At 73.5% G+C, this 23,366-nt stretch carries 21 protein-coding genes; 10 read left to right on the top strand and 11 right to left on the bottom strand.

Annotation, left to right across the window (positions count from 1 at the left end):
• Position 1: 1 nt before the first annotated feature.
• From B073_RS0100190 to mce, 4 genes are all read right to left on the bottom strand, one after another.
• Positions 2-1,027 (bottom strand): ABC transporter ATP-binding protein, encoded by a 1,026-nt coding sequence (locus B073_RS0100190; RefSeq protein ID WP_026246908.1) that lies wholly within the window; start codon positions 1,025-1,027, stop codon positions 2-4.
• Positions 1,028-1,176: 149 nt separating this feature from the next.
• A complete protein-coding gene (locus tag B073_RS0100185; RefSeq protein WP_018536067.1) occupies positions 1,177-2,115 on the bottom strand; it encodes a cellulose-binding protein in 939 nt (312 codons plus the stop codon).
• A 114-nt stretch (positions 2,116-2,229) separates the two neighbouring features.
• Positions 2,230-6,678, bottom strand: a complete 4,449-nt coding sequence (gene scy, locus B073_RS0100180; RefSeq protein WP_018536066.1) for a polarized growth protein Scy — start codon at positions 6,676-6,678, stop codon at positions 2,230-2,232.
• A 208-nt stretch (positions 6,679-6,886) separates the two neighbouring features.
• The gene (gene mce / locus B073_RS0100175; protein ID WP_018536065.1) at positions 6,887-7,327 is read right to left on the bottom strand and encodes a methylmalonyl-CoA epimerase; all 441 of its coding nucleotides are present in this window, start codon (positions 7,325-7,327) and stop codon (positions 6,887-6,889) included.
• A gap of 164 nt (positions 7,328-7,491) precedes the next feature.
• On the opposite strand from mce, the gene B073_RS0100170 reads away from it, so the two are divergent.
• Positions 7,492-8,667 carry an acetyl-CoA C-acetyltransferase gene (locus B073_RS0100170; RefSeq protein ID WP_026246907.1) on the top strand — a complete coding sequence of 392 codons (1,176 nt, stop codon included), beginning with the start codon at positions 7,492-7,494 and terminating at the stop codon, positions 8,665-8,667.
• Between the two features lie 87 nt (positions 8,668-8,754).
• Positions 8,755-9,714, top strand: coding sequence for a methylmalonyl Co-A mutase-associated GTPase MeaB (meaB, locus tag B073_RS0100165; RefSeq protein WP_018536063.1), 960 nt, complete (start codon positions 8,755-8,757; stop codon positions 9,712-9,714).
• A 66-nt stretch (positions 9,715-9,780) separates the two neighbouring features.
• On the opposite strand, the gene B073_RS0100160 is transcribed toward meaB, so the two are convergent.
• From B073_RS0100160 to B073_RS0100145, 4 genes are all read right to left on the bottom strand, one after another.
• The gene (locus tag B073_RS0100160; protein ID WP_018536062.1) at positions 9,781-10,257 is read right to left on the bottom strand and encodes a MarR family winged helix-turn-helix transcriptional regulator; all 477 of its coding nucleotides are present in this window, start codon (positions 10,255-10,257) and stop codon (positions 9,781-9,783) included.
• Positions 10,258-10,386: 129 nt separating this feature from the next.
• Positions 10,387-11,160: an AIM24 family protein gene (locus B073_RS0100155; protein WP_018536061.1), complete on the bottom strand. Its 774-nt coding sequence runs from the start codon at positions 11,158-11,160 to the stop codon at positions 10,387-10,389.
• Positions 11,157-11,807: an AIM24 family protein gene (locus B073_RS0100150; protein WP_018536060.1), complete on the bottom strand. Its 651-nt coding sequence runs from the start codon at positions 11,805-11,807 to the stop codon at positions 11,157-11,159. Before B073_RS0100150 ends, B073_RS0100155 begins: the two co-directional genes overlap by 4 nt.
• Positions 11,807-12,445 (bottom strand): AIM24 family protein, encoded by a 639-nt coding sequence (locus B073_RS0100145; protein ID WP_026246906.1) that lies wholly within the window; start codon positions 12,443-12,445, stop codon positions 11,807-11,809. The genes B073_RS0100150 and B073_RS0100145 overlap by 1 nt, the downstream gene beginning before the upstream one ends.
• 279 nt (positions 12,446-12,724) lie before the next feature.
• Between B073_RS0100145 and B073_RS0100140 the strand changes: the two genes are divergently transcribed.
• Entirely contained in the window at positions 12,725-13,075 is a 351-nt protein-coding gene (locus tag B073_RS0100140) for a DUF3817 domain-containing protein (protein WP_018536058.1), read from the top strand.
• Complete coding sequence (locus tag B073_RS0100135; RefSeq protein ID WP_018536057.1) at positions 13,072-13,380, top strand: MTH1187 family thiamine-binding protein; 309 nt, start codon at positions 13,072-13,074, stop codon at positions 13,378-13,380. Before B073_RS0100140 ends, B073_RS0100135 begins: the two co-directional genes overlap by 4 nt.
• A gap of 12 nt (positions 13,381-13,392) precedes the next feature.
• Here B073_RS0100135 and B073_RS0100130 read toward each other — a convergent pair whose 3' ends face one another.
• On the bottom strand, positions 13,393-14,382 hold the full coding sequence (locus B073_RS0100130; RefSeq protein ID WP_018536056.1) for an ArsR/SmtB family transcription factor: 990 nt from the start codon (positions 14,380-14,382) through the stop codon (positions 13,393-13,395).
• A 79-nt stretch (positions 14,383-14,461) separates the two neighbouring features.
• Here B073_RS0100130 and B073_RS0100125 point away from each other — a divergent pair, with 79 nt between their 5' ends.
• From B073_RS0100125 to B073_RS0100110, 4 genes are all read left to right on the top strand, one after another.
• On the top strand, positions 14,462-15,763 hold the full coding sequence (locus tag B073_RS0100125) for an MFS transporter (protein WP_018536055.1): 1,302 nt from the start codon (positions 14,462-14,464) through the stop codon (positions 15,761-15,763).
• Positions 15,764-15,819: 56 nt separating this feature from the next.
• Positions 15,820-16,344: a MarR family winged helix-turn-helix transcriptional regulator gene (locus B073_RS0100120; protein WP_026246905.1), complete on the top strand. Its 525-nt coding sequence runs from the start codon at positions 15,820-15,822 to the stop codon at positions 16,342-16,344.
• A 130-nt stretch (positions 16,345-16,474) separates the two neighbouring features.
• Entirely contained in the window at positions 16,475-16,807 is a 333-nt protein-coding gene (locus tag B073_RS0100115) for a DUF3817 domain-containing protein (RefSeq protein WP_078507840.1), read from the top strand.
• Positions 16,808-17,100: 293 nt separating this feature from the next.
• Entirely contained in the window at positions 17,101-18,801 is a 1,701-nt protein-coding gene (locus tag B073_RS0100110) for an acyl-CoA mutase large subunit family protein (protein ID WP_018536052.1), read from the top strand.
• Between the two features lie 64 nt (positions 18,802-18,865).
• Here B073_RS0100110 and B073_RS0100105 read toward each other — a convergent pair whose 3' ends face one another.
• Both B073_RS0100105 and B073_RS0100100 read right to left on the bottom strand, forming a co-directional pair.
• Positions 18,866-20,284, bottom strand: coding sequence for a HAMP domain-containing sensor histidine kinase (locus B073_RS0100105; RefSeq protein ID WP_018536051.1), 1,419 nt, complete (start codon positions 20,282-20,284; stop codon positions 18,866-18,868).
• Between the two features lie 97 nt (positions 20,285-20,381).
• Entirely contained in the window at positions 20,382-21,116 is a 735-nt protein-coding gene (locus B073_RS0100100; RefSeq protein WP_018536050.1) for a response regulator transcription factor, read from the bottom strand.
• 62 nt (positions 21,117-21,178) lie between these two features.
• On the opposite strand from B073_RS0100100, the gene B073_RS0100095 reads away from it, so the two are divergent.
• Both B073_RS0100095 and B073_RS0100090 read left to right on the top strand, forming a co-directional pair.
• Positions 21,179-22,345 (top strand): UDP-N-acetylglucosamine--N-acetylmuramyl-(pentapeptide) pyrophosphoryl-undecaprenol N-acetylglucosamine transferase, encoded by a 1,167-nt coding sequence (locus tag B073_RS0100095; protein ID WP_018536049.1) that lies wholly within the window; start codon positions 21,179-21,181, stop codon positions 22,343-22,345.
• A complete protein-coding gene (locus tag B073_RS0100090; protein WP_018536048.1) occupies positions 22,342-23,358 on the top strand; it encodes a GDP-mannose 4,6-dehydratase in 1,017 nt (338 codons plus the stop codon). Before B073_RS0100095 ends, B073_RS0100090 begins: the two co-directional genes overlap by 4 nt.
• Positions 23,359-23,366 lie beyond the last annotated feature (8 nt).

Here is a 23,366-nt window from a genome sequence, read left to right as displayed (position 1 = left end):
CTCAGCTCCTCCTCCGGTGCCAGTCCTGCCCCCGACCGCCCGGCGGCGGCCCACTCGAGAACGCCTCCTGCGGCACCGCCGGCCGCGGCGGCCCCCCTCCCCGGGGCACCCCGCCCGGCCCGGCACGGTGCGCGTGGTACTGCACCGCGCCCGCCGTCAACTGCATGAACGCCTCCTCCAACGACGCCTGTTGAGGACTCAGCTCATGCAGCACCAGCCGGTGCGCGGCCGCCAGTTCACCCAGCCGCTCCGCCGGCACCCCGTCCACCTCCACCGCGCCCTGCGGCCCCGCCACCGCCCGGACGCCCTCCCCGTACAGCACCTCCAGCAACCGCTCCCGCTCCGGACACCGCAGCCGCACATACGACCGCGAGTTCTCCCGGATGAACTCCGCCATGGACGTGTCCGCCAGCAGCCGCCCCTGCCCGATCACCACCAGATGCTCCGCCGTCAACGCCATCTCGCTCATCAGATGCGACGACACGAACACCGTCCGCCCTTGCGAGGCGAGCGTCTTCATCAGATTCCGGATCCACTGGATGCCCTCCGGATCCAGCCCGTTGACCGGCTCGTCGAACATCAGGATCCGCGGATCGCCGAGCAGCGCCGCCGCGATCCCCAACCGCTGCCCCATCCCCAGCGAAAAACCCTTCGACCGCCGCCGGGCCACCGACGTCAACCCCACCAGATGCAGCACCTCCGCCACCCGCGACGACGGAATGCCGTTGCTCTGCGCCAGACACCGCAGATGGTTCACCGCGCTCCGCCCGCCGTGCACCGCCCGCGCGTCCAGCAGCGCCCCCACATACGTCAGCGGATTCCGCAACTCCCGGTAGTGCCGCCCGTCGATCCGCACCGAACCGGCCGTCGGATTGTCCAGACCGAGCACCATCCGCATGGTGGTGGACTTCCCCGCACCATTGGGACCGAGGAAGCCGGTGACGATGCCCGGCCGCACCGTGAACGTCAGCCCGTCCACCGCGACCGTGTCGCCGTAGTGCTTCGTCAGCCCCGCCAACTCGATCATGCACAGCACGCTAGGCGCGCCCCCGGACCCCCGCCACCGGGACGCGCCGCCCGGAGGACCGCCCCCGCCCCCCCCGCACGACCGTGCCCCCGCACCGCCACAACGGCGATACGGGGGCACGAACGGACTGCCCGAAACCTTCCGGCGCGTCAGCGGCTCTGCTGGGCCGGCACCCCGCGGGTCACCGACTCCTCGTCGCCCGGCGCACCGGCCGCGGCCACCGCCGCACCCGTCAGCGTCGCCAGCATCTCCCGGACGTTGGTCAGCTGCGCGTTGATCGAGTCGCGGCGGTTGGTGAGCGCCGCCAGCTCCCGCTCCGATTCGCTGCGGATCCGGTCGGCCTTGGCATTGGCGTCCGCCACGATGTCCTCGGCCTGCCGCTGCGCGGTCTCCACCGTCTGCCGGGCCCGGCGCTCCGCGTCCGTCCGCAGCTTCTCCGCCTCCAGACGCAGCTGCTCCGCCCGGTGCTCGATCTCCGCCAGCCGCTTCTCCGCCTTCGCCTGACGCGACGCCAGATCCCGCTCGGACTGCTCGCGGCGCTTGGCCAGATTCGTCTCGAAGTCCGCGGCGGCCTGCGCGGCCTTGGCGCGGGTCTCCTCGAAGAGGGCGTCCGCCTCCTCGCGCTTGGACTGGGCGTCCTTCTGCGCCTCGGCGCGCAGCGAGGCCGCCTCGCCCTTCGCCTTCTCGACGATCCGGGAGCCCTCGTCCTCCGCCTTCGCCTTCCGCTCCACGGCGAACTGCTCGGCGTCGTTACGGACCTGCTGGGCGGCCGACTCGGCCAGCTCGCGGTGCTGCTCGGCGGCCCGACGGGCCTCCTCGCGCAGCTCCTTGGCCTCCTCCTCCGCCAGGCGGAGGATCTTCTCCACGCGCGCCCCGAGGCCCGCGTAGGAGGGTTCGGCGTCGGTGACCTGAGCCTGGGCGTTCTGCGTCTCGAGGTGCAGCTCCTCGATGCGCTTCTCCAGCGAGGTGATACGGGCCAGCGCACTGTCGCGGTCCGCGACCAGTTTCGTAATGCGGTCATCCACCTGACCGCGGTCGTACCCACGCCGCACGAGCTCGAAGCCGAAGGGGGAGGAAGTGTCGCTCATGGGGTTCCTGTCGAAAGAGACCGGTGAGGTGATAAGGAGAATCCTAGGGGCCTTAACGGCGTGTCATCGAGCCATTGCGCGTTTGAAGTGGAGAATGACCCCTCATTTGAGTGGCTACCCTTCAGACGGCTTGCCACTCGAACGAGTTGTCCCGGCCCCCGCGGCGGCCTTCACCGCCCCGCCCTTCCCGTCCCCGCCCTGCGCAGGCACCTCGAACGACTCCAACGCCTCCAGCACGTCCTGGACACGGGAGATCTCGGTGTTGATGTCCTGCTGACGGCGCGCCAGCACCTCCAGCTCGCGCTTGCCCTCCGCCACGATCCGCGCGGCCTCCTCCTTCGCCTCGGCCCGCATCCGCTCCGCGTCGCGCACCGCCTCGGCCTTCTTGTTCTCGGCCTCCTTGATCAGGCCCTCGGCCTTCTTCACCGCCGCGATCCGCACCTTGCTCGCCTCGCTGTTGGCGTCCGCCATCAGCTTGTCGGCCTTCTCCTCGGCCTCCACCTGCTGCGCGGTCGCCTGCGCGATCAGCTTGTCCACCCGCTCGCCGGCGTTCTTCATCGCCTCCGCCGACTCCCGGCGGGCCCGCTCGTGCAACTCCTCGACCTCGGCCTCGACCCGGACCCGCAGCTCCTCCCCGCGCTCCCTTATGGCCGTCGCGTCCCGCCGCGCCTCGCTCAGCAGCGTGTCCGCGTCCGTACGGGCCTTCTCCACCCGGGCGTTGCCCTCGGCCGTGGCCTCCATGACGATCCGGTCGGCCTCCTTGCGCGCCGCCCCGACCATCGCGTCGGCCTGCTCCTCCGCGCCCGTCGCCGTCTTCAGCGCCTCCTCCTGCGCCTTGGCGACCAACTCGTCGGCCTGCTCCGCCGCGTCGCCCCGCCGCTTCGCGGCATCCTTGCGCGCCTCGTCCAGCAGCCGGTCCGACTCCTCCTGCGCCTCGGCACGCAGCTGCTCGGCGGCCTCCTCCGCATCCGCCCGGACCTTCGCCGACTCCGCCCGCGTCCGCGCCGCGTGCTCCTGCGCCGCCGTCACGGTCTCCGCGGCCTCGGCCCGCAGCCGATCCGCCTCCGCCGTCGCCGTCGCGACCATCCGGTCCGCCTGCTCACGGGCATCGGCCCGGGCACGGTCCGCCGCCCGCTCCGCCTCCGCGGTCCGCTCCGCCGCCTCCGACCGCAGCCGCTCCGCCTCGCCGGCCGCCTCCGCGACCAACTCGTCGGCCTGCGCCGCCGCCTCGGCCCGGGTCCGGTTCGCCGCCGCACGCGCCTCGTCGGCCGTCTGCTCGGCCTGGGCACGGGCACTCTCCAGCGCCTCGGCCGCCTCGGCCCGCAGCCGCTCCGCCGCCTCGGTGGCCTCCGCCACCATCCGCTGCGCCCGCTGCTCACCCTCGGCCCGCAGCCGCTCCGCGGCCTCCTGACCCTCCCGCACCGCGCGATCCGCGTCGTCCTGCGCCGAAGACGTCAGCTCCGCCGCCTCGGTGACGATCCGCTCGGCCTCCGTACGGGCCTCGCCCAGCAGCCGCTCCGACTGCTCCGCCGCCTCCGACCGCATCCGGTTCGCATCGCCGCGCGCCTCGGCCCGCGCCCGCGCCGCGTCCTGCTCCGCCGACGCCAACGCGTCCGACGCGTCCGTACGCAGCTGCTGCGCCTTCGCCGTGGCGTCCCCGACCAGCTTCCCGGCCTTCGCCGTCGCCTCCGCGACCAGCCGCTCGGCCTCGGCCGTCGCCTCCGACACCAGACGGTCGGCCTGCTCCGCGGCCTCCGACCGCGCCGCGTCGGCGTCCCGGCGCGCCCCGTCCAGGAGCCCGTCCGCCTCCGACCGCAGCTCCTCCGCCTTCGCGGTGGCCTCCGCGACCAGCTCCTCGGCCTCGGCCGTCGCCTCCGACACCAGACGGTCGGCCTGCTCCGCGGCCTCCGACCGCGCCGCGTCGGCGTCCCGGCGCGCCCCGTCGAGCACCCCGGCCGCCTCCGACCGCAGCCGCTCGCCCTCCTCGATCGCCTCCGAAACCGTCCGCTCGGCAAGCGACTTGGCGGCCTCCGTCGCCTCCTGCGCCTCCCGACGCACCCGCGCCGCGTCCTCCGACGCACGCTCCCGCTCGGCGTAGGCATCCGCGCGGACCCGGTCCGCCTCCTCCTGCGCCTCGGTCCGCGTCCGCTCCGCGGCATGCTCCGCCGCCGAACGCAGCCCCGCGATCTCCTCGTTGGCCTGCTCGTGCAGCCCCGCCACCGCGTCCCGCACCTGCTGCGCGGTCTGCTCGGCCGCCGCCACCAGCTCCGCCGCCCGCCGGTCCGCCTCCTCGACCAGCCGCTCGGCCTCCGCCTGCGCCTCGCCCACCCGCGTACGGGCCGACGCCAGCAACTCCTCGCTCTGCTCCCGCGCGGCCGTCCGCTCCTGGTGCGCCTCCTCACGCGCCTCCGCCAGCAGCTGCTCGGCCTCCCGACGCCGGCGCGCCGCCTCCTCCTGCGCCTCGGCCAGCGCCTCCGCCGCCTCCGCGCCCGTACGCTCCGCGGCCGCAGCCGCCTCCGCACGCACCCGGTCCGCGGTCTCCTGCGCCTCCGCCTTCAGCCGCTCGGCCTCCGCCGCGGCCTCGCTCCGCAGCCGCCCCGCCGCCGCCTCGGCCTCCGCACGCGCCGCCGACGCATCCCCGGCCGCCTCCTCGCGCAGCCGCTCGGCCTCCTCCTCGGCCTGCTGCTGCAGCGACCGGCGCCGCTCCGCGGCCTCCGCCTTGAGCCGGGCCGCCTCCTCCTGCGTCTCCCGCCGCAGCCGCTCCGCCTCGGAACGCGCCTCCCGCAGCGACTCCTCCGCCGCCGCCAGCTTCTCCTCGGCCTCGGCCCGCAGCCGGTCCAGCTCCGCCTGCGCCTCCGCCCGCCGCTCCTCGGCGGCCTCCTCGGCCTCGGCCCGCAGCTTCGCCGCGCTCTGCTCCGCCTCGCCCGTCAGCTCCTCGGCGGCCTGCGTACCCTCCAGCAGCAGCTGCTCGGCCTCGTCACGAGCCCGCTCCAGCGCCTCCTCCGCCTGCCGACGCAGCGCCGCCGCCCGCTCGATGGCCTCCGTCCGCACCCGCTCGCTCTCCGCGACCGCGCCCGAACGGGTCTCCTCCGCATCCGACTTGGCCTTCGCCAGCAGCTCCTCGGCGGTCCCGGCCGCCTCCTCGATCTGCTGAACCGCCTCCCGGCGCGCCTCACCACGAATCCGCTCGCCCTCGGCGACCGCATCCGCCCGCAGCTGCTCCGCCTCACCGCGCAGCCGCCGCGCCTCCTCCTGGAGCTCGGCGGTCTTGGCGCGGTACTCCTTGGTGTCGTTCTTCGCCGCGCCCTTGAGCTGCTCGGCGGTGTCGTGCGCCTCCTCGCGCAGCCGGTCCGCCTCCGCCTCGGCCTCCCGACGCAGCCGCTCCGCCTCCTCGGCGGCGGCCTTCGTCGTGGCCTTGGCGTCCTCCGCAGCCTTCGACACCATCTCCTCGGCGGACCGCGCGGCCTTCGCCAACTGCGCCGCGGAATCCTCCGCCGCCTTCGACCGCGCCGCCTCCTGCGCCTCCGAAAGCAGCCGCTCCGACTCCGCCCGGGCATCCGCCCGCAGCTGCTCGGCCTCCGCCTTCAGCGCCTCGGCCTCCTTGGTCGCCTCGGCCACCAGCCGGGCCACCTCCGCCTTGGCGGTCCGCGCGCGCTGCTCGTTCTCCGACTCCGCGGTCGACAGCCGCTTCGCCGCCGACTGCTGCGCCTCCTCCAGCAGCTTCTCCGCCTCGGCCCGCGCCTCCCGCAGCGCGCCGTCGGCCTCCCGCACCCGCTCCTCGGCGGCCCGCGTCAACTCGGCCGCCAGCCGGCGCGCCTCCTCCGACTCCGTCCCCGCAGCCGAGCGCAACTGCTCCGCCTGGTCCGTCGCCTCCTGCGCCTGGCTCGACGCGGCGTTCAGCAGCCGCTCGGCATCCGTCCGCGCCCGGCGCAGGATGGACTCCGCCTCGGCACGGGCCTCCTCGGCGGCCGTCCCCAGCCGCTCCCGGGCCCGGTCCGCGAGCCGCTGCGCCTCGGCGCGCGCCGCCGCCAGCGCCTGCTCGGCCTCCGCCCGCGACTCCTCCATCAGCCGGCGCGCCTGGGACTCCGTACGGGCCCGCAGCTGCTCCGCCCACGCCACGTTCTCGTTGACGTGCGACTCGACCGTCTGACGGCGCTCGTTGAGCTCCTCGTCCAGCCGCTGGCGGCGGTTGACCGCCTCGGCATGCAGCTCGGCCTCCATACGGGCCTGCCGCTCGGCGGACTCCTGCAGCAGCCGCTGGGTCTGCGCCCGCGCCTCGCGCAGCTCCCGCTCGGCGTCCGAGCGCAGCTGGTCGGCCTGGATCTGCGCATTGCGCAGCAGCTGTTCGGCCTGGTGACTGAGATTGTCGTAGGCAGGCCGGGAGGCGAGGTTGCGCCGCGCCTCGTGGAGCTTGGCGCGCAGCACCTCGACCTGATACCCGAGGTCGTCGGCGTGCTGGACGGCCCTGTCCCGCTCGGTCTTCAGCCGCTCCATCTCGGCTTCGAACTGCGAGAGGTGGTCGGCCTCAGCCCACTGACGCTCCTGGCGCTCGTTGCCCCGCACTGCGCGGTCCCATCCGTCCCCTGGTCATGGCGGCGGCCGGCTCCGGCCCTGCGGCGCAGGTTCCGCACACCCCACGGTGTACCGAACTCGCGCCCTTCGGAGCTGACCCTTCCGAAGAAATGGTGTCAGATCATCGGCAGAGTATGGACCGAGCCCCATTCCCGTTCCCCGGCCGAAGCTGCACTCTACCGGCCGGGGAAGCGGAAGGTCAGTGGTCAGTCGCGTCCGGAGGCGCCGCGGTGACGAGTTCGGTCAGCACACCGTGGCAGTCCTTGGGGTGCAGGAAGGTGATCCGCGACCCCATCGAACCGCGCCGCGGCTGGTCGTAGAGCACCCGGACACCCTTGCCGCGCACGGCCTCGGCGTCACCGTCCACGTCCTCCGTGCCGAACGCGATGTGGTGCACCCCCTCGCCGTTCTTCGCCAGCCACTTGCCCACCGCCGAGTCCTGGCGGATCGGCTCCAGCAACTGCAGGTACGAGGCGCCGCCGTCCGGGGTCTCGTTGATTTTGAGCATCGCCTCGCGGACCCCCTGCTCCTCGTTGACCTCGGTGTGGAACACCTCGAAGCCATACGTGGCACGGTAGAACTCGACGGTCCGGTCGAGGTCGGAACAGGCGATCCCGATGTGGTCGATTCGCGTCAGCATGGCTCCAGTGCACCGCTCGCACGGCTGGTTACGCAACGTGCGCGCGATCACACCCGCTTGCCGGTGACCCGGCGACTACCCCTCAGTACATTGACGGGAACCCTCGTTAACTTCCCTGCAAAGGAAGGCCGCATCGTATGTCTGCAACGAACGGCACCACCTCCGTGATCGTGGCCGGGGCGCGCACCCCCATGGGCCGCCTGCTCGGCTCGCTGCGCAGCTTCTCCGGGGCCGACCTCGGCGGAGTGGCCATCAAGGCGGCGCTGGACCGCGCGGGGATCGGCGGCGACCAGGTCCAGTACGTGATCATGGGGCAGGTGCTGCAGGCCGGGGCCGGGCAGATCCCGGCGCGCCAGGCCGCGGTCAAGGCCGGCATCCCCATGAACGTCCCCGCACTGACCGTCAACAAGGTCTGCCTCTCCGGCCTCGACGCCGTCGCCCTGGCCGACCAGCTCATCCGCGCCGGCGAGTTCGACATCGTCGTGGCGGGCGGCCAGGAGTCCATGACCAACGCCCCGCACCTGCTGCCCAAGTCCCGCGAGGGCTTCAAGTACGGCGCGGTGGAGATGCTCGACGCGATGGCCCACGACGGCCTCACCGACGCCTTCGAGGGCATCGCGATGGGCGAGTCGACCGAGAAGCACAACACCCGCCTCGGCCTGGGCCGGGCCGAGCAGGACGAGATCGCCGCGCTGTCCCACCAGCGGGCCGCCGCCGCCCAGAAGAACGGCCTGTTCGAGGCGGAGATCACCCCCGTGGAGATCCCGCAGCGCAAGGGCGACCCGGTGCTCTTCAGCAAGGACGAGGGCATCCGCGCCGAGACCACCGCGGAGAGCCTCGGCAAGCTCCGCCCGGCCTTCGCCAAGGACGGCACGATCACCGCGGGCAGCTCCTCGCAGATCTCCGACGGCGCCGCCGCCGTGGTCGTGATGAGCAAGGCCAAGGCGCAGGAGCTGGGCCTGGAGTGGATCGCCGAGATCGGCGCGCACGGCAACGTCGCCGGCCCCGACAACTCCCTCCAGTCGCAGCCCTCCAACGCCATAAGGCACGCGCTCGCCAAGGACGGCCTGGACGTCGCCGACCTCGACCTGATCGAGATCAACGAGGCGTTCGCGGCGGTCGCCGTGCAGTCAATGAAGGATCTCGGGGTTTCCCCGGAAAAGGTGAATGTCAACGGTGGTGCCATCGCGCTGGGGCACCCGATCGGCATGTCCGGCGCCCGTATCGTGCTGCACCTCGCGCTGGAACTGCGCCGGCGCGGCGGCGGGATCGGCGCGGCCGCCCTGTGCGGGGGCGGCGGCCAGGGTGACGCGCTGATCCTCCGCGTACCGGGCAAGTGACGGGCCCGCGCGCCGGACGGCAGCCGGCGCGCGGCGCGGGAGCAGCGCGTACCAGCCAGTGAGTCGAGGTCGAAGGAGCCGAGCGCGATGGTGGACGTCCCCCAGCTGGTGGAACAGGCCCGGCAGGGCCGCCCGAGGGCGGTGGCCCGGCTGATCTCCCTCGTCGAGGGAGCGGCGCCGGAGCTGCGCGAGGTGATGGCGACGCTGGCGCCGCTCACCGGCGGCGCGTACGTGGTCGGGCTCACCGGCTCGCCCGGCGTCGGCAAGTCCACCACGACGTCCGCGCTGGTCAGCGCCTACCGCAAGGCCGGCAAACGGGTCGGCGTGCTCGCCGTCGACCCGTCCTCGCCGTTCTCCGGCGGCGCCCTGCTGGGCGACCGCGTGCGGATGTCGGAACACGCCTCGGACCCCGGCGTCTACATCCGCTCGATGGCCACCCGCGGCCACCTCGGCGGGCTGGCCTGGGCCGCCCCGCAGGCCATCCGGGTGCTGGACGCCGCCGGCTGCGACGTGATCCTGGTGGAGACCGTCGGCGTCGGCCAGTCCGAGGTCGAGATCGCCTCCCAGGCCGACACCAGCGTGGTGCTGCTGGCCCCCGGCATGGGCGACGGCATCCAGGCCGCCAAGGCCGGAATCCTGGAGATCGGTGACGTCTACGTCGTCAACAAGGCCGACCGGGACGGCGCCGACGCCACGGCGCGCGAGCTGAACCACATGCTGGGCCTGGGCGAGGCCCGCGCGCCCGGTGACTGGCGGCCGCCGATCGTCAAGACGGTGGCGGCCCGCGCCGAGGGTGTCGACGAGGTCCTCGAAGCCCTTGAGAAGCACCGCGCCTGGATGGAGGAGCACGGCGTCCTCGCGCGGCGCCGGCTGGCCCGCGCGGCCCGCGAGGTCGAGACGATCGCCGTCACCACGCTGCGCTCCCGCATCGGCGACCTGTCCGGCGACCGCCACCTCGACGCGCTGGCCGAACGCATCGTCGCCGGCGAGACGGACCCCTACCGCGCAGCGGACGAACTGGTGGAGGGGCTGACGAACGGGGGGTGACGGGGGCCGGGCGGCGGCCGGGGGCCGGCCCTCGCGCGTTGCGGCGGCGGCGATCTGTGCAATCGGTCAGGGGTTGCCGCGGTGTTTGCGGAGGTGTTCGGCCACGGGGGCGAGGGAGGCGCGGAGGGCGTCGAGGTCGTCGGCGCTGAAGAGGTCGATGAAGTGGCGGCGGACCGAGGCGACATGGTGCGGGGCGACGCGGCGCATCGTCTCCCAGCCCTGCTCGGTGAGGACGGCGTAGAGGCCACGGCGGTCCGACTCGCAGCTCTCGCGGCGCACGAGGCCCGCGTTCTCCATGCGGGTGATCTGGTGCGAGAGGCGGCTCTTGGACTGCAGGGTGCTGGCGGCCAGGTCGCTCATCCGCAGCCGGTGGTCCTCGGCCTCGGAGAGGTTGACCAGGATCTCGTAGTCGTTGTTCGTCAGGCCGAACGGCTGGAGATCGCGCTCCAGTTGGTGCATCAGCAGTCTGCTGACGTCCAGATGGGTGCGCCAGGCGCGCTGCTCCTGGTCGGTCAGCCAGGGAGTGTCGCTGTCGGTCGTCATGGATGAATTCTACCCGTGAAAGTTGAATAATGAATTAGTCATGGCGTGTGACGTTTGACGTTGCGTAAGGCGCCAGGCCGGGCCCCGCCGTTGGTCAGACGTTCGAGGTCACCGTCCGCAGACTACCGTTCACAGCCCGAAGCGGCGCTGGAGGCCCCCCAGGCCACCGGGCAGCTGCGGCAGTTGTGAGCCACTTTCCGGCGCCTGGACGCCACCGCCCGGGACGCCCTCCTCGGTGGGCGGCGCGCCCGTCGGCCGCTCCGCCATCAGCTGCTCGGTGGACTGGAGCAGCACCGTGCCGGCGCCGGTGAACTCGAACTGGTGCTCCTCGCCGGAGGCGCCGCCGAGGCCGGTGTGGGCGCGCAGGCCGCCCAGGAATCCCCGCAGGTACCGGTGGTCGTAGTGGTGGCAGGGGGAGGGGCAGTCGGCCCAGCCGACGAGGGCCTGCGGGTCCACCCGGATCGGCGGTTCGGCGAAGACGACCGGGCCGTTGGAAGCGGCCACGAACTTGCCGGTGCCGATGAGGGTGAGGAAGCCCGGGATGATCGACTGCTTCAGGGAGAGAGATGGCTGAAACGCGAGCACGTTGCCCGAGCGAACAGTGAGGTTGCCCTCATCCAGGTCGTAGGAGTTGATGTCGAAGGACCGGTCTGCGAGGAGCATCTTTCCGCGGCCCTCGGCGACCACCCAGTCCGCGGCGTGCAGTGGCGAATGGAAACTCGCGGCGATCAGGCGGTCCAGGCGGCCGTATCCGATGCCGTGGAAGTCGATCTGCCCGTAGTAGGCGATCATCTTCCCCTTCTGGAGGAACCACCGGCCGTCGAGGTCGACGCTGAAGGCGTACGGGTTGACGTTGTCGTCGGCGGGGAGGGTGTGGACGTCGTGGATCACGGGACCGGTCACAGCTTCTCCTCCGACGCCTGTACGAAGACGGTGCCCTGGCCGGACAGTTCCAGCTGGAACGCCTCGCCCGAGCCGCGGCCGATCATCTCGCGCCAGCCGATCGCGGTGGACAGGCGGTTGCGGACGTCGCCGCGGTGGGCGACATACGCCTGCGGGTCGACGTGGACGGGGCGCTGCGGGGTGATCGGCAGCTCGATGACGCCGCCGTGCGCCATCACCGCGGCCGAGCCGTGGCCCTTCAGGGTGGTGGTGAACAGGCCCTGGCCGGTGACCTGTCCGCGCACCATGCCCATCACGCCGCCCTGCGCGCCCATGAACATCGTGCCCTGGGCGAGCGAGCCGTCGAAGGCCAGCAGGCGGTCGGCCTCCACGTAGAGCGTGTCGCCGGTGAGGTCGACGACGTGGACGTGGTGGCCGCCGTGGCCGAACATGACCGTGCCACTCCCCTCCACGGTCATCAGGGGCGTCGCCTCGCCGGCGATGCGGCGGCCGATCATGGAGCCGAGGCCGCCCTGGCCGCCCTGGATGTCGGGGGTGAAGGCGACCTCGCCGCGGTAGGCGAGCATCGCGCCGCGCTGGCTGAACAGCCGCCGGCCGGGGGTGATCGTGGCCTGCACCATGCGGGAGTTGACGGCCGTGAACGGCATCAGACCTCACCGCCCACGGTGTTGCGCTCGCTGGGCTGCACGTAGACCAGTCCCTCGCCCTCGAAGCGGATCTGGAACGCCTCGCCGGAGCCCTCGCCGAGGAAGGTGCGGAAATTCACTCCGGACTGGAAGTGCTGCGTCAGCCGCCCGGTGTGCGCGACATACGCGCCCGGGTCGACCTGGAGGGGGTACTGCGGGGTGACCCGCAGCACCACGGCCGGGCCGTCGGAGAGCAGCGCGGCCTGTCCGTGGCCCTCCACGGTGGTGGTGAACAGGCCGTTGCCCTGCGAGGCGCCGCGCAGGCCGGTGAACGTCGTGCCGGTGTGCAGCGTCGCCTCCGTGCACAGCAGGTTGCTCGCCTCCACGAACAGCTTCTCGCCCTGGAGGCCGACGAGGTTGATCTCGCTCGCGCGGTCGGCGAAATAGCAGGTGCCCTTGCCCTTCACCTCCATCACCGTCATCTGCTCACCCGTCAGCCGCCGGGTGACCATGCCGCGCAGCCCCTCGCCGCCGCCGGTCATCTTCTTGAAGGTCATGGTGCCGTCGTACGCGACCATCGCGCCGTTCTTCGCCTTGACGGCGTCGCCGGTCAGGTCGACGGCGAGCACCTTGCTCCCCTGGAGCCGAAACTGAGCCACGGATCAGACGGTAGTCGGCGGGGGCGGGCCGGGACAGGGCTTTCGTCCCGGAGCCGACCCCGACCTTTGTCCCTGATCGTTCCCCGAGGCCGCGCCGATCGCCGTGGCGGCCGGTGCGGGCGGACCGCCGCGGACCACCGCCCCCGGCGCAGTGATCGCCGGCGCGGCTGTAACAATGGGGCGGGATGCTTGTGAACTCTTGCACAAGCATCCCGCTGCGCAAGCAATGTCCGCTGCGCAAGCAATGTGACGCCTCCCCTCCGCCCGAACGAGGTTCCCGTGGACATCAAGACCGCCGCCGCCCTGCACCGACTGCGCCTGGCATCCATCCCGGAGGCGCTCTCCTTCCCGGCGCTGCTGATATTCGGCACGGGCTTCCGGATCTTCCTGGGCTACGACAAGCTCGTCATGCCCCTCGGCCTGCTGCACGGCATCCTGTTCACCATCTTCCTGGTGCTGCTCCTGGACGCCTGGAACCGCACCAAGTGGCCCTTCAAGCGGGTCGCGTTCCTCTTCGTCCTCGCGGTGCTGCCGTTCGGCGGCCTGTACGCGGACAAGGTGCTCAAGCGCGAGGAGGCGGCCCAGGTGATCGCCGCCCGGGCCCGCCGGGAAGGCACGGTGAATGCATGATTGTCGCCTTCTCCGTGAGCCCGCTGGGCGTCGGCGAGGACGTCGGCGAGTACGTCGCCGACGCCGTCCGGGTCGTCCGCGAGTCCGGTCTGCCCAACCGCACCGACGCCATGTTCACCTCGATCGAGGGCGAATGGGACGAGGTCATGGACGTCGTCAAGCGCGCGGTGGCCGCCGTCGAGGCGCGCGCCGGGCGGGTCTCGCTGGTGCTGAAGGCCGACATCCGGCCGGGCGTCACCGACGGCCTCACCTCGAAGGTGGAGACCGTCGAGCGCCATCTGGCCCGGGACACGCAGGGCTCCTGACGGGCCCGGCCGTCAGCCGCCGGCCAGGAGGGCGATGCCCAGCGGCGTCCGCTCGTAGCGCACCTGGTGTCCGTGCCGGCGCGAGGTCAGCAGTCCGGCGTCGCGCAGTACGGACAGGTGTGCCGAGACCGACGAGGGGGCCAGGCCCAGCCGGTGGGCCAGCGCCGAGGTCGTCGCCGGCGCGTCCAGGGCGGTGAGCACCGCGGCCCGGTTGGCGCCCAGCAGGCGCGCCAGTGCCGGGCCGCCGGACGGCTCCTGCCACAGCCCGCCGATGCCGCGCGCCGGATAGATCACGGTCGGCTGCCACGGCGGGTCGAAGCCGCTGATCACGTCCGGCCACACGAAGACGCTCGGCAGCAGCAGCACACCCCGGCCGTCGAGGTCCTGCAGCTGCGCGAAGTCCGTACGGGTGCGGACGGTCAGCGTGCCGTCGTCCGACCAGGACAGCCGGGGATGCAGATCGGTGAACAGGCGGCGCAGGCCGCCGCTGGCCAACTGGTGCGAGCGGTAGGCGATTTCGGCCTCCAGCAGAGCCCGCAGTCGGGGCCAGTCGGGCGCCACCAGGGCCTCCCAGGCCCGTTCGGTGAGGTCCGCCAGCTCCCGCACCGCGCGCGCCGGGTCCGCCAGCGCCGCCCGGCCGCGCGGCGACTGTGCCGCACCGGGCGTACAGGCCAGCGACTTGGCCATCTCGGCACGGGCCAGGGCCGGATCGGTGGCCCGCAGGCGCGCCAGTTCGGCGGCAAAGTCCGCCAGCGGCACCTCGGGCGGCCGGCCCAGGAAATCGGGCGTGTAACCGGGGCGCGGGGACGGCATGAACAGCCACAGCGGCGACAGGTCCAGCCCCGCCGCCCGCTCCCGCATCCGCCGCAGCCACGGCAGGTGGTAGCCGTGCCGGTCGGTGCGCCGCAGCGTCCGCAGCGCCTCGTGGGTCTCGCACAGCGGCGAGATCGCGAACCGGATTCGCAGCAGGTCGTCCGCGCCGAAATGCAGCTCCAACGGCACCGCCGGGCCCTCCCCTCCCCAGGATTCGGCTGGAGCCGAAACACTACGGGTCCCGGGGCGGCCCCGGCAGCCTGGCGCCATGCCGACGCCTTCCGGGCCCGCACGACCGGGCCCCGCTGCCGCCTGCCCGCCCGCCCCCGGCCCGTCCGGCGCCGCCGGGCCCGCCGGCACGGGTTACCGCGCGGTCTTCGCCGTCCCCGAGTTCCGCCGGGTCTTCGCCGCCCATCTGCTCTCCTCCCTGGGCGTGGTGGTCTGCGAGCTCGCGCTCTCCGTCCTCGTCTACCGGCTCACCGGCTCGCCGCTGCTCAGCGCGTTGACGTTCGCGCTCGGCCTGCTGCCGTACGTCGTCGGCGGCACCCTGCTGTCGGCCGTCGCCGACCGGTACCCGGCCCGCCGCGTGCTGGTCTGCTGCGACGCGGTGTGTGCGGCGGCGGCCGCGGTGATGGTGCTGCCCGGGGTGCCGGTGGCGGTCCTGCTGGGGCTGCGCTGCGTGATCGCGGCGGTCGCGCCGGTCTTCGCCGGCACCCGGGCGGGGACGCTCGGCGAGATCCTCGGCGAGGGCGACCTGTTCGTCCTGGGGCGCTCGCTGATCCGGATCGTCAACCAGGGCGCGCAGCTGGCCGGGTTCGCCGCCGGGGGGCTGCTGCTGGCCGCCGTGAAGCCCGGGGCGGTGCTCGGGATCACCGCGGCGACGTTCACCGCCTCGGCGCTGCTGCTGCGGCTGGGGACAACCGCCCGCCCGGCGCGGGGACACGGGGGTGGCGCGCTGCTGGGCGCCTCGGTGGCCGGCGTCCGGCGGCTGCTGGCCGACCGGCGGGTCCGGGCGCTGCTGCTGCTCACCTGGGTGCCGCCGGCGGTCGTGGTCGTCCCCGAGGCGCTGCTCGTCCCGTACGGGGACCAGCTGGGCGTGGGGCCGGCCGGGCAGGGGCTGCTGATGTGCGGGATGCCGGTCGGGGCGGTGGTCGCCGAGACCCTGGTGGGGGCGCTGCTGGGGCCGCGGGCCCGGGAGCGGCTGACCTTCCCCATGGGGGTGTTCGCGGTGCTGCCGTCCCTGGGGTTCGCGGCCCGGCCGTCGCTGGGCTGGGCCCTGGTGCTGCTGGTGCTGACCGGCACCAGCATCTCGTACAACTTCGGCGTCGACCGGTGGTTCGTCGCCGCGGTCCCCGAGGAACTGCTGGGGCAGGCGATGACGGTGATGCAGGCGGGCCGGATGACGCTCATGGGGTTGGCGATGGCGCTGGCCGGGGTGGCCGCGCAGTACGCGCCGCTGCCGGCGGTGATGCCCGCCGCGGGGGTGCTGGGCGCCGTCGCGGTCCTGGCGGTGATCGCCGTGGTGCGGCGCTCCGGGGCCCACGGGGAGCGGGGGCGGACCACTTCATGAGACCGAAAGTTGAGACAGTGCTGACCAGCATATGACCGCCGGGTAGGGTCGGAAGCGTGCCGAAGCCGCTCAGCCTTGCCTTTGACCCGATCGCTCGCGCCGACGAACTCTGGAAGCAGCGATGGGGCTCCGTGCCCTCCATGGCCGCGATCACCTCGATCATGCGGGCCCAGCAGATCCTGCTGTCCGAGGTGGACGCGGTGGTCAAGCCGTACGGGTTGACCTTCGCGCGCTACGAGGCGCTGGTGCTGCTGACCTTCTCCAAGGCGGGCGAACTGCCGATGTCGAAGATCGGCGAGCGCCTCATGGTGCACCCGACCTCGGTGACCAACACCGTCGACCGGCTGGTGAGGTCGCAGCTGGTCGCCAAGCGGCCCAACCCCAACGACGGCCGGGGCACCCTGGCGTCCATCACGGAGAAGGGGCGCGAGGTGTGCGACGCGGCCACCCGCGACCTGATGGCGATGGACTTCGGGCTGCGCGCGTACGACGCCGAGGAGTGCGCGGAGATCTTCGCGCTGCTGCGGCCGCTGCGGGTGGCGGCGGGGGATTTCGAGGACCGGGCCGAGGCCGCGGAGTAGCGTTAGCGCGGGTCATCGCGCTGGTGCCGCGCGCCTGCGCGGGCGGTCCGTCCGGAGCGCTCGCCCGGCGCCGGGTGGTTGCGTCCTCCCCGCCGTCGCGGGGTTTCGGCGAGCGGTTACTCTCGTCGTCATGAGAAAGAGCGTGCTGACCCGCTACCGGGCCATGGCCTATGTGACCGCCGTCATGTTGCTCGTCCTGTGCGCCTGCATGGTGTTCAAGTACGGCTTCGGGATCGGCAAGGACCTGACCCTCGTCGTCGCCCAGGTCCATGGCGTGCTCTACATCATCTACCTGATCTTCGCCTTCGATCTGGGCTCCAAGGCGCGCTGGCCGTTCGGCAAGCTGCTGTGGGTGCTGATCTCCGGGACGATCCCGACGGCCGCGTTCTTCGTGGAGCGCAAGGTGGTCCGCGAGGTCCAGCCGCTGCTGGTGAAGACCGCGCCGGAGCCGGTCGAGGTCTGACGGCGGCCCGGCCGCGTCCCACGCGCCTCTCCCTTGCGGGAGGGGCGCGTTTGTGCTGGTGGGGGTGGGTGGGCGGAGGCCGTGGGGGGCTGCCGGGGCGGTCGGCCGGGCTGCCGGGTTTTCGGCGTGCGGGTGCCGGGCATCCCCCCGGCCGGGGGTAGGTGCGACCCTTACGGGGCGCACCCCGTGGAGCCTCCGGGCCCGCGTTCGGGAGGGCTCAGGGGCGTTTCCGGGGGCGTTTCAGGGTCGTTTCCCATCGACAGGTAGTAGGACGTCCTAGTAAATTCGTGGGCATGGACGCTGACGCGATCGAAGAGGGCCGCCGCCGCTGGCAGGCCCGGTACGACTCCGCCCGGAAGCGGGAGGCCGACTTCAGCACGCTCTCCGGCGATCCGGTGGAGCCGGTGTACGGTCCGCGCCCCGGCGACTCGGTCGAGGGCTTCGAGCGGATCGGCTGGCCGGGGGAGTACCCGTTCACGCGCGGCCTGTACGCGACGGGCTACCGCGGCCGGACGTGGACGATCCGCCAGTTCGCCGGCTTCGGCAACGCCCGGCAGACCAACGAGCGCTACAAGATGATCCTCAAGGCCGGCGGCGGCGGCCTCTCGGTGGCGTTCGACATGCCGACGCTGATGGGGCGCGACTCCGACGACCCGCGCTCGCTCGGCGAGGTCGGCCACTGCGGCGTCGCCATCGACTCGGCGGCCGACATGGAGGTCCTGTTCCAGGACATCCCGCTCGGCGACGTCACGACGTCCATGACGATCAGCGGCCCGGCCGTTCCGGTGTTCTGCATGTACCTGGTCGCCGCCGAACGGCAGGGCGTCGATCCGGCGGTGCTCAACGGCACGCTCCAGACCGACATCTTCAAGGAGTACATCGCGCAGAAGGAGTGGCTCTTCCAGCCGGAGCCGCATCTGCGGCTGATCGGCGACCTGATGGAGCACTGCGCGCACGGCATCCCCGCCTACAAGCCGCTGTCGGTCTCCGGCTACCACATCCGGGAGGCCGGTGCGACGGCCGCCCAGGAGCTGGCGTACACCCTCGCCGACGGCTTCGGCTACGTCGAGCTCGGCCTCTCCCGCGGGCTGGACGTCGACACCTTCGCGCCCGGCCTGTCCTTCTTCTTCGACGCGCATGTGGACTTCTTCGAGGAGATCGCCAAGTTCCGCGCCGCGCGCCGGATCTGGGCCCGCTGGATGCGCGACGTCTACGGCGCCCGCAGCGAGAAGGCACAGTGGCTGCGGTTCCACACCCAGACCGCCGGCGTCTCACTGACCGCCCAGCAGCCGTACAACAACGTGGTGCGTACGGCGGTGGAGGCGCTGGCCGCGGTGCTCGGCGGCACCAACTCCCTGCACACCAACGCCCTGGACGAGACGCTGGCGCTGCCCAGCGAGCAGGCCGCGGAGATCGCGCTGCGCACCCAGCAGGTGCTGATGGAGGAGACCGGCGTCGCCAACGTCGCCGATCCGCTGGGCGGTTCGTGGTACGTGGAGGCGCTGACCGACCGGATCGAGGCGGACGCGGAGAAGATCTTCGCGCGGATAACGGAGCGCGGGGCGCGGGCGGTGCCCGACGGTCAGCACCCCATCGGCCCGATCACCTCAGGCATCCTGCGCGGCATCGAGGACGGCTGGTTCACCGGCGAGATCGCCGAGTCCGCGTTCCGTTACCAACAGGCCCTGGAGAAGGGCGAGAAGAGGGTCGTCGGGGTCAACTGCCACGAGGGCTCGGTCACCGGCGACCTGGAGATCCTGCGGGTCAGCCACGAGGTCGAGCGGGAGCAGGTGCGGACCCTCGCCGAGCGCAAGGCCGCCCGCGACGACGCCCGGGTGCAGGCCGCGCTGAAGGAGCTGCTGGCCGCCGCCCGCGGCGACCGCAACATGATCGGGCCGATGCTGGACGCCGTCCGCGCGGAGGCGACCCTCGGCGAGATCTGCGGCGCGCTGCGCGACGAGTGGGGGACGTACACCGAGCCGGCGGGCTTCTGACGCCGTCCGCCGTCCGTCCGCGCGGCGGGGCGCCGGGCCGTCCCGTCACCCCGCCGCGGCCGGCTCACCCCGCCTCGGCGGGCGGCTCCGCGCCCCGCATCCGCAGGCGGAAGAGCGCGCCGCCGCCCGGCGCCTGCTCCGCGGTGAGCTCGGCGCCGTGCGCGCGGGCGATCTGCCGCGCCATGGCCAGGCCGAGGCCCGAGCCGGGCAGGGCGCGGGCGGCCCGGGCGCGGTAGAAGCGGTCGAAGACGTACGGCAGGTCGTCGGCGTCGATCCCGGGACCGTGGTCGCGGACGGTGAGGTGCACCTCGTCCGCCACGGAGGCGAGTTCGGTCTCCACGGGGCCGCCGGGCGGCGAGAACTTCGCGGCGTTGTCCAGGAGGTTGGACAGCAGCCGGGTCAGCCGGGCGGGGACGCCGGGGAGCGCGGTGGCCGCCGCCTCGGGGGCGATGCGGAGGGTGAAGGCGACGTCCGGCCAGTGCTCGCGGGCCGCGGCCACCGCGTGCTCCAGCAGGGCGGCCGGGCGGACCTGTTCGAGCAGCGGCCGGGGCTCCTCGTCACGGGCCAGCTCGATCAGGTCGTTGACGAGGGTGGTGACCTCGCGCAGCTGGCGGGCCAGTGCCGCGGACGCCCGGTCGCGCTGACCCTCCGTCAGACGGTCGCCGCGGGCGAGGAGTTCGGCGTTGGTGCGGAGCGCGGTGAGCGGGGTGCGCAGTTCGTGGGAGGCGTCGGCGACCAGGCGGCGCTGGGCGGTGACGGACTGCTCCAGTTCGCCGAGCATGGTGTTGAAGCTGGCCGCGAGCCGGGTGACCTCGTCCTCGTGGCCGGGCGGCCCCGTCGGGAGGTCGATGCGGTGCCGGGGGTCGCGGGTGGTGGCGATCCGCTCCGCGGTGGCGGTCAGCCGGGCGACCGGGGCCAGGCCCGTACGGGAGACCCAGTAGCCGAGGCCGGCGGCCAGCAGGACGCCCGCGCCGCCGACCGCGGCCAGCGCCCAGGCGGCCTGCCGCACCCCGCGTTCGACGGTGTCGGAGCGCAGGGCGACCTGGAGGGCCTCGTCCCGGTGGGGGATGCGGGTGGTGAACATCCGGACGGGGTGCCCGGCGACGGTGACCTCACTGTAGTAAGGCCGGCGGTGGCCGGCGGCCACCTCGCGGGCGGCCGGGTGGACCGGCAGGACGTACCGGCCGCGGGCGTCCCTCTGGGGGTCGGCGGGCACGATCTGGGCGCAGGGGGTGGCCGGGTACTGGCAGGAGGCGTCGCCCGCGGTCGGGCCCCAGTCGCGCATCCGCTGGAGGAGCTGGGTGGCGGTCTGCGCCACGTTGAGGTCGAGCTGACGGGTCATCTGGACGCGGATGACGAGGAACGCGGCGGCGCAGACGCCGACCGCGACCAGGGCGACCGCGGCGGAGGCGGCCAGCGCCAGCCGGGTGCGCAGCGGACGGCGGCGGACCCAGCGGCCGCCCAGGCGGCGCCGGCCGGTCATACCGCGCCCTCGCCGTACGCCCGGTCCGCGCCCGCGTGCGTGCCCGCGCCGGCGCCTGCGTACGGGTGCGCCGAACGGCCCCCGGGGACGGTCCCGTTCACGTGCCCTCCGGCCGGTCCAGGCGGTAGCCGATGCCGTGCACGGTGTGCACCAGCCGGGGCTCGCCGCCGGCCTCCAGCTTGCGGCGCAGATAACCGATGTAGACGGCCAGGGAGTTGGAGTCCGGGCCGAAGTCCCGGCCCCAGACCCGCTCCAGGATCGTCTCCCGCGGCAGCACCTGGCCGGGGTGCTGGAGCAGCAGTTCCAGCAGGGTGTACTCGGTGCGGCTGAACTCCAGCGGCCGGGCGCCGCGGTGGCCGCTGCGGGTGGCGGGATCGACGACCAGGTCGGCGAAGGCCAGCCGGGAGTCGTCGGCCGCGGCGGCCGCGGCCCGCCGCAGCAGGGCGCGCACCCGGGCGATCAGCTCGTCCAGGGCGAACGGCTTGACGAGGTAGTCGTCGGCGCCGGCGTCCAGGCCGTCGACACGGTCGCTGACCGCGTCCAGGGCGGTCAGGACCAGGATCGGGGTGCGGTCGTCGAGGGCGCGCAGCCGGCGGCAGACCGCCAGGCCGTCCAGCACCGGCATCATCACGTCGAGGACCAGCGCGTCGGGCTGCCAGGTGGCGACCTCGGAGAGCGCGGCCAGGCCGTCGGCGGCGCCGCGGACCTCGTAGCCCTCGACGGCGAGTCCGTCGGACACGGCGGCGCGGACCTCCGGTTCGTCGTCGACGACCAGGATCCGGGGTGCGGCCGGCGGAGGGTTCTCGGGCGCGGGTGCGGGGCGTGCGGTCATGGATCCAGGCTCCCAAACGGTGTCTTAGAACGTTCTTAAGGCGGCGGACGAGCGTGGCGGCCATGCGCACACCACTCTCGGTCGTGATCGGTGCGGGCGGCACCGGCGGCCACATCTATCCCGGACTCGCCCTCGCCGACGCGCTGCGCCGGGCCGTGCCGGACGCGGTGATCTCCTTCGTGGGGACCGACCGCGGTCTGGAGACGCGGCTGATCCCGCAGGCCGGCTACCGGCTGCACACCGTCGACATGATCCCCTTCGACCCGTCGCTGGGCGCCCGACGCTATCTGCTGCCGGCCGCGCTGCTGCGGTCGGGCGCCCAGTGCCGGGCGATCCTGCGGGCGCAGGGCGCCCAGGTCGCCGTCGGGATGGGCGGCTACCCGAGCGCCCCGGTGATCGTCGGCGCCCGGATGGCGGGACTGCCCAGCCTGATCCATGAATCCAACGCGGTGCCCGGCCGGGCCAACAAGTTCGCCGCCCGGCTCACCCCGCACATCGCCCTGGCCTTCGACCGCAGCCGCCCCCACCTGGCGGGCGGCGAGCGGGCCGAGACGGTGGGGATGCCGCTGTCCGGGCCGCTGGCCGGGCTGGACCGGGCGGCGCTGCGGCAGGCCGCCCGCCGGGCTCTGGGCATCCCGGAGGAGGCGCGGCTGCTGCTGGTCAACGGCGGCAGTCTGGGCGCCGCCCGGCTCACCGAGGCCGCCGTCGGGCTCGCCGGCCGCTATCTGGCGCGGAACCGGATGCGGCTGCTGATCAAGACCGGGCCGGCGGCGCTGGACGGCGCCCGCGCGGCCCTGGAGGCGAACAGCGGGGCGGCGGTCGCCGCGGCGGTGCCGTACCTGGACCGGATGGACCTGGCGTACGCGGCGGCCGACCTGGTGCTCTGCCGGGCCGGCTCGGCGACCGTCGCCGAACTGGCCACCATCGGGATGCCGGCCGTCCTCGTCCCGTATCCGCACGCACCCGGCGACCACCAGACGCACAACGCCCGGGTGCTCTCCGACGCCGGGGCGGCGCTGCTGCTGCCCGACGCGGAGGTCACCGCCGACCGGCTGGACGCGCTGGTCACCCCGCTGCTGGCCGATCCGGTCCGGCTGGCCGCGATGGGCGCGGCCGCCGACCCCGGTACGCACGCCCACGCCGCCGACCTGCTGGCCGCCCGCACCCTGGCGCTGGCCGGCCACCCCCACCCCTCCCACCTCGTCGCCACCCTGAAGGAGTCAGCATGAGCAGCACGCACAGCATCGTGTCCCGGTCGTGGGCCGGACGGAAGGTCCTGGTCACCGGGGCCGAGGGGTTCATCGGTTCGACGCTGGTCGATCTGCTCGTGGAGGCGGGCGCCGAGGTGCGCGCCTTCGTCCACTACAAGCCGTACGCGGAGAAGGGGAATCTGGCGCGCTACCTGGTGCCGGGCGGCCCGGTCGAGATGGTCGCCGGCGATGTGCGGGACGCCGGCCGGGTGATGGACGCCGTCGCCGGCTGCGACACCGTCTTCCACCTGGCCGCGCTGATCGGCATCCCGTACAGCTACGACTCGCCGGGCGCGTACGTGCAGACCAACGTGGTGGGCACGGAGAACGTCGCGGAGGCGTGCCGCCGGCACGGCGTGCGGCGGATGGTGCACACCTCCACCAGCGAGGTGTACGGGACCGCGCTGACCGCGCCGATCGCTGAGGACCACCCGCTCCAGCCGCAGTCGCCGTACTCCGCCTCGAAGATCGGCGCGGACATGATGGCGCTGTCGCACTGGCACGCCTTCGAGCTGCCGGTGACGGTGGTGCGGCCGTTCAACACCTACGGGCCCCGGCAGTCCGCCCGGGCGGTGATCCCGACGATCCTGGCCCAACTGCACGCCGGTGCCCGGCAGATCAGGCTCGGCTCGCTCACCCCGACCCGGGACTTCACGTTCGTCACCGACACCGCGGCCGGGTTCCTGGCGCTGGCCGACTGCGACCGGGCGCTGGGGCAGGTCGTCAACCTCGGCAGCGGCCGGGAGATCGCCATCGGGACGCTGGCCGAGGCGCTGATCGCGGCCACCGGGCGGGACGCGGAGGTGGTGGTGGACGCCGCGCGGCTGCGGCCGTCGGGCAGCGAGGTGGAGCGGCTGCTGTCGGACAACTCCCGGGCCCGGGAGTGGGCTTCGTGGGAGCCGCGGGTCTCGCTCAAGGAGGGCCTGGCGCGGACGTCGGAGTGGGTGGCGGAGCATCTGCACCTGTTCCGCGCGGACCGCTACCAGGTGTGAGGCGCGCC

Origin of the sequence: Streptomyces sp. MspMP-M5 (assembly GCF_000373585.1) — a bacterium.
Lineage (GTDB): Bacteria > Actinomycetota > Actinomycetes > Streptomycetales > Streptomycetaceae > Streptomyces.
This window is presented reverse-complemented; position numbering and strand designations above follow the sequence as displayed.

Coding starts and splice junctions, on each gene's coding strand:
- B073_RS0100190 (WP_026246908.1), bottom strand. CDS start 1,027: ATGATCGAGTTGGCGGGGCTGACGAAGCACTACGGCGACACGGTCGCG.
- B073_RS0100185 (WP_018536067.1), bottom strand. CDS start 2,115: ATGAGCGACACTTCCTCCCCCTTCGGCTTCGAGCTCGTGCGGCGTGGG.
- mce (WP_018536065.1), bottom strand. CDS start 7,327: ATGCTGACGCGAATCGACCACATCGGGATCGCCTGTTCCGACCTCGAC.
- meaB (WP_018536063.1), top strand. CDS start 8,755: ATGGTGGACGTCCCCCAGCTGGTGGAACAGGCCCGGCAGGGCCGCCCG.
- B073_RS0100160 (WP_018536062.1), bottom strand. CDS start 10,257: ATGACGACCGACAGCGACACTCCCTGGCTGACCGACCAGGAGCAGCGC.
- B073_RS0100150 (WP_018536060.1), bottom strand. CDS start 11,807: ATGCCGTTCACGGCCGTCAACTCCCGCATGGTGCAGGCCACGATCACC.
- B073_RS0100135 (WP_018536057.1), top strand. CDS start 13,072: ATGATTGTCGCCTTCTCCGTGAGCCCGCTGGGCGTCGGCGAGGACGTC.
- B073_RS0100125 (WP_018536055.1), top strand. CDS start 14,462: ATGCCGACGCCTTCCGGGCCCGCACGACCGGGCCCCGCTGCCGCCTGC.
- B073_RS0100115 (WP_078507840.1), top strand. CDS start 16,475: ATGAGAAAGAGCGTGCTGACCCGCTACCGGGCCATGGCCTATGTGACC.
- B073_RS0100110 (WP_018536052.1), top strand. CDS start 17,101: ATGGACGCTGACGCGATCGAAGAGGGCCGCCGCCGCTGGCAGGCCCGG.
- B073_RS0100105 (WP_018536051.1), bottom strand. CDS start 20,284: ATGACCGGCCGGCGCCGCCTGGGCGGCCGCTGGGTCCGCCGCCGTCCG.
- B073_RS0100100 (WP_018536050.1), bottom strand. CDS start 21,116: ATGACCGCACGCCCCGCACCCGCGCCCGAGAACCCTCCGCCGGCCGCA.
- B073_RS0100095 (WP_018536049.1), top strand. CDS start 21,179: ATGCGCACACCACTCTCGGTCGTGATCGGTGCGGGCGGCACCGGCGGC.
- B073_RS0100090 (WP_018536048.1), top strand. CDS start 22,342: ATGAGCAGCACGCACAGCATCGTGTCCCGGTCGTGGGCCGGACGGAAG.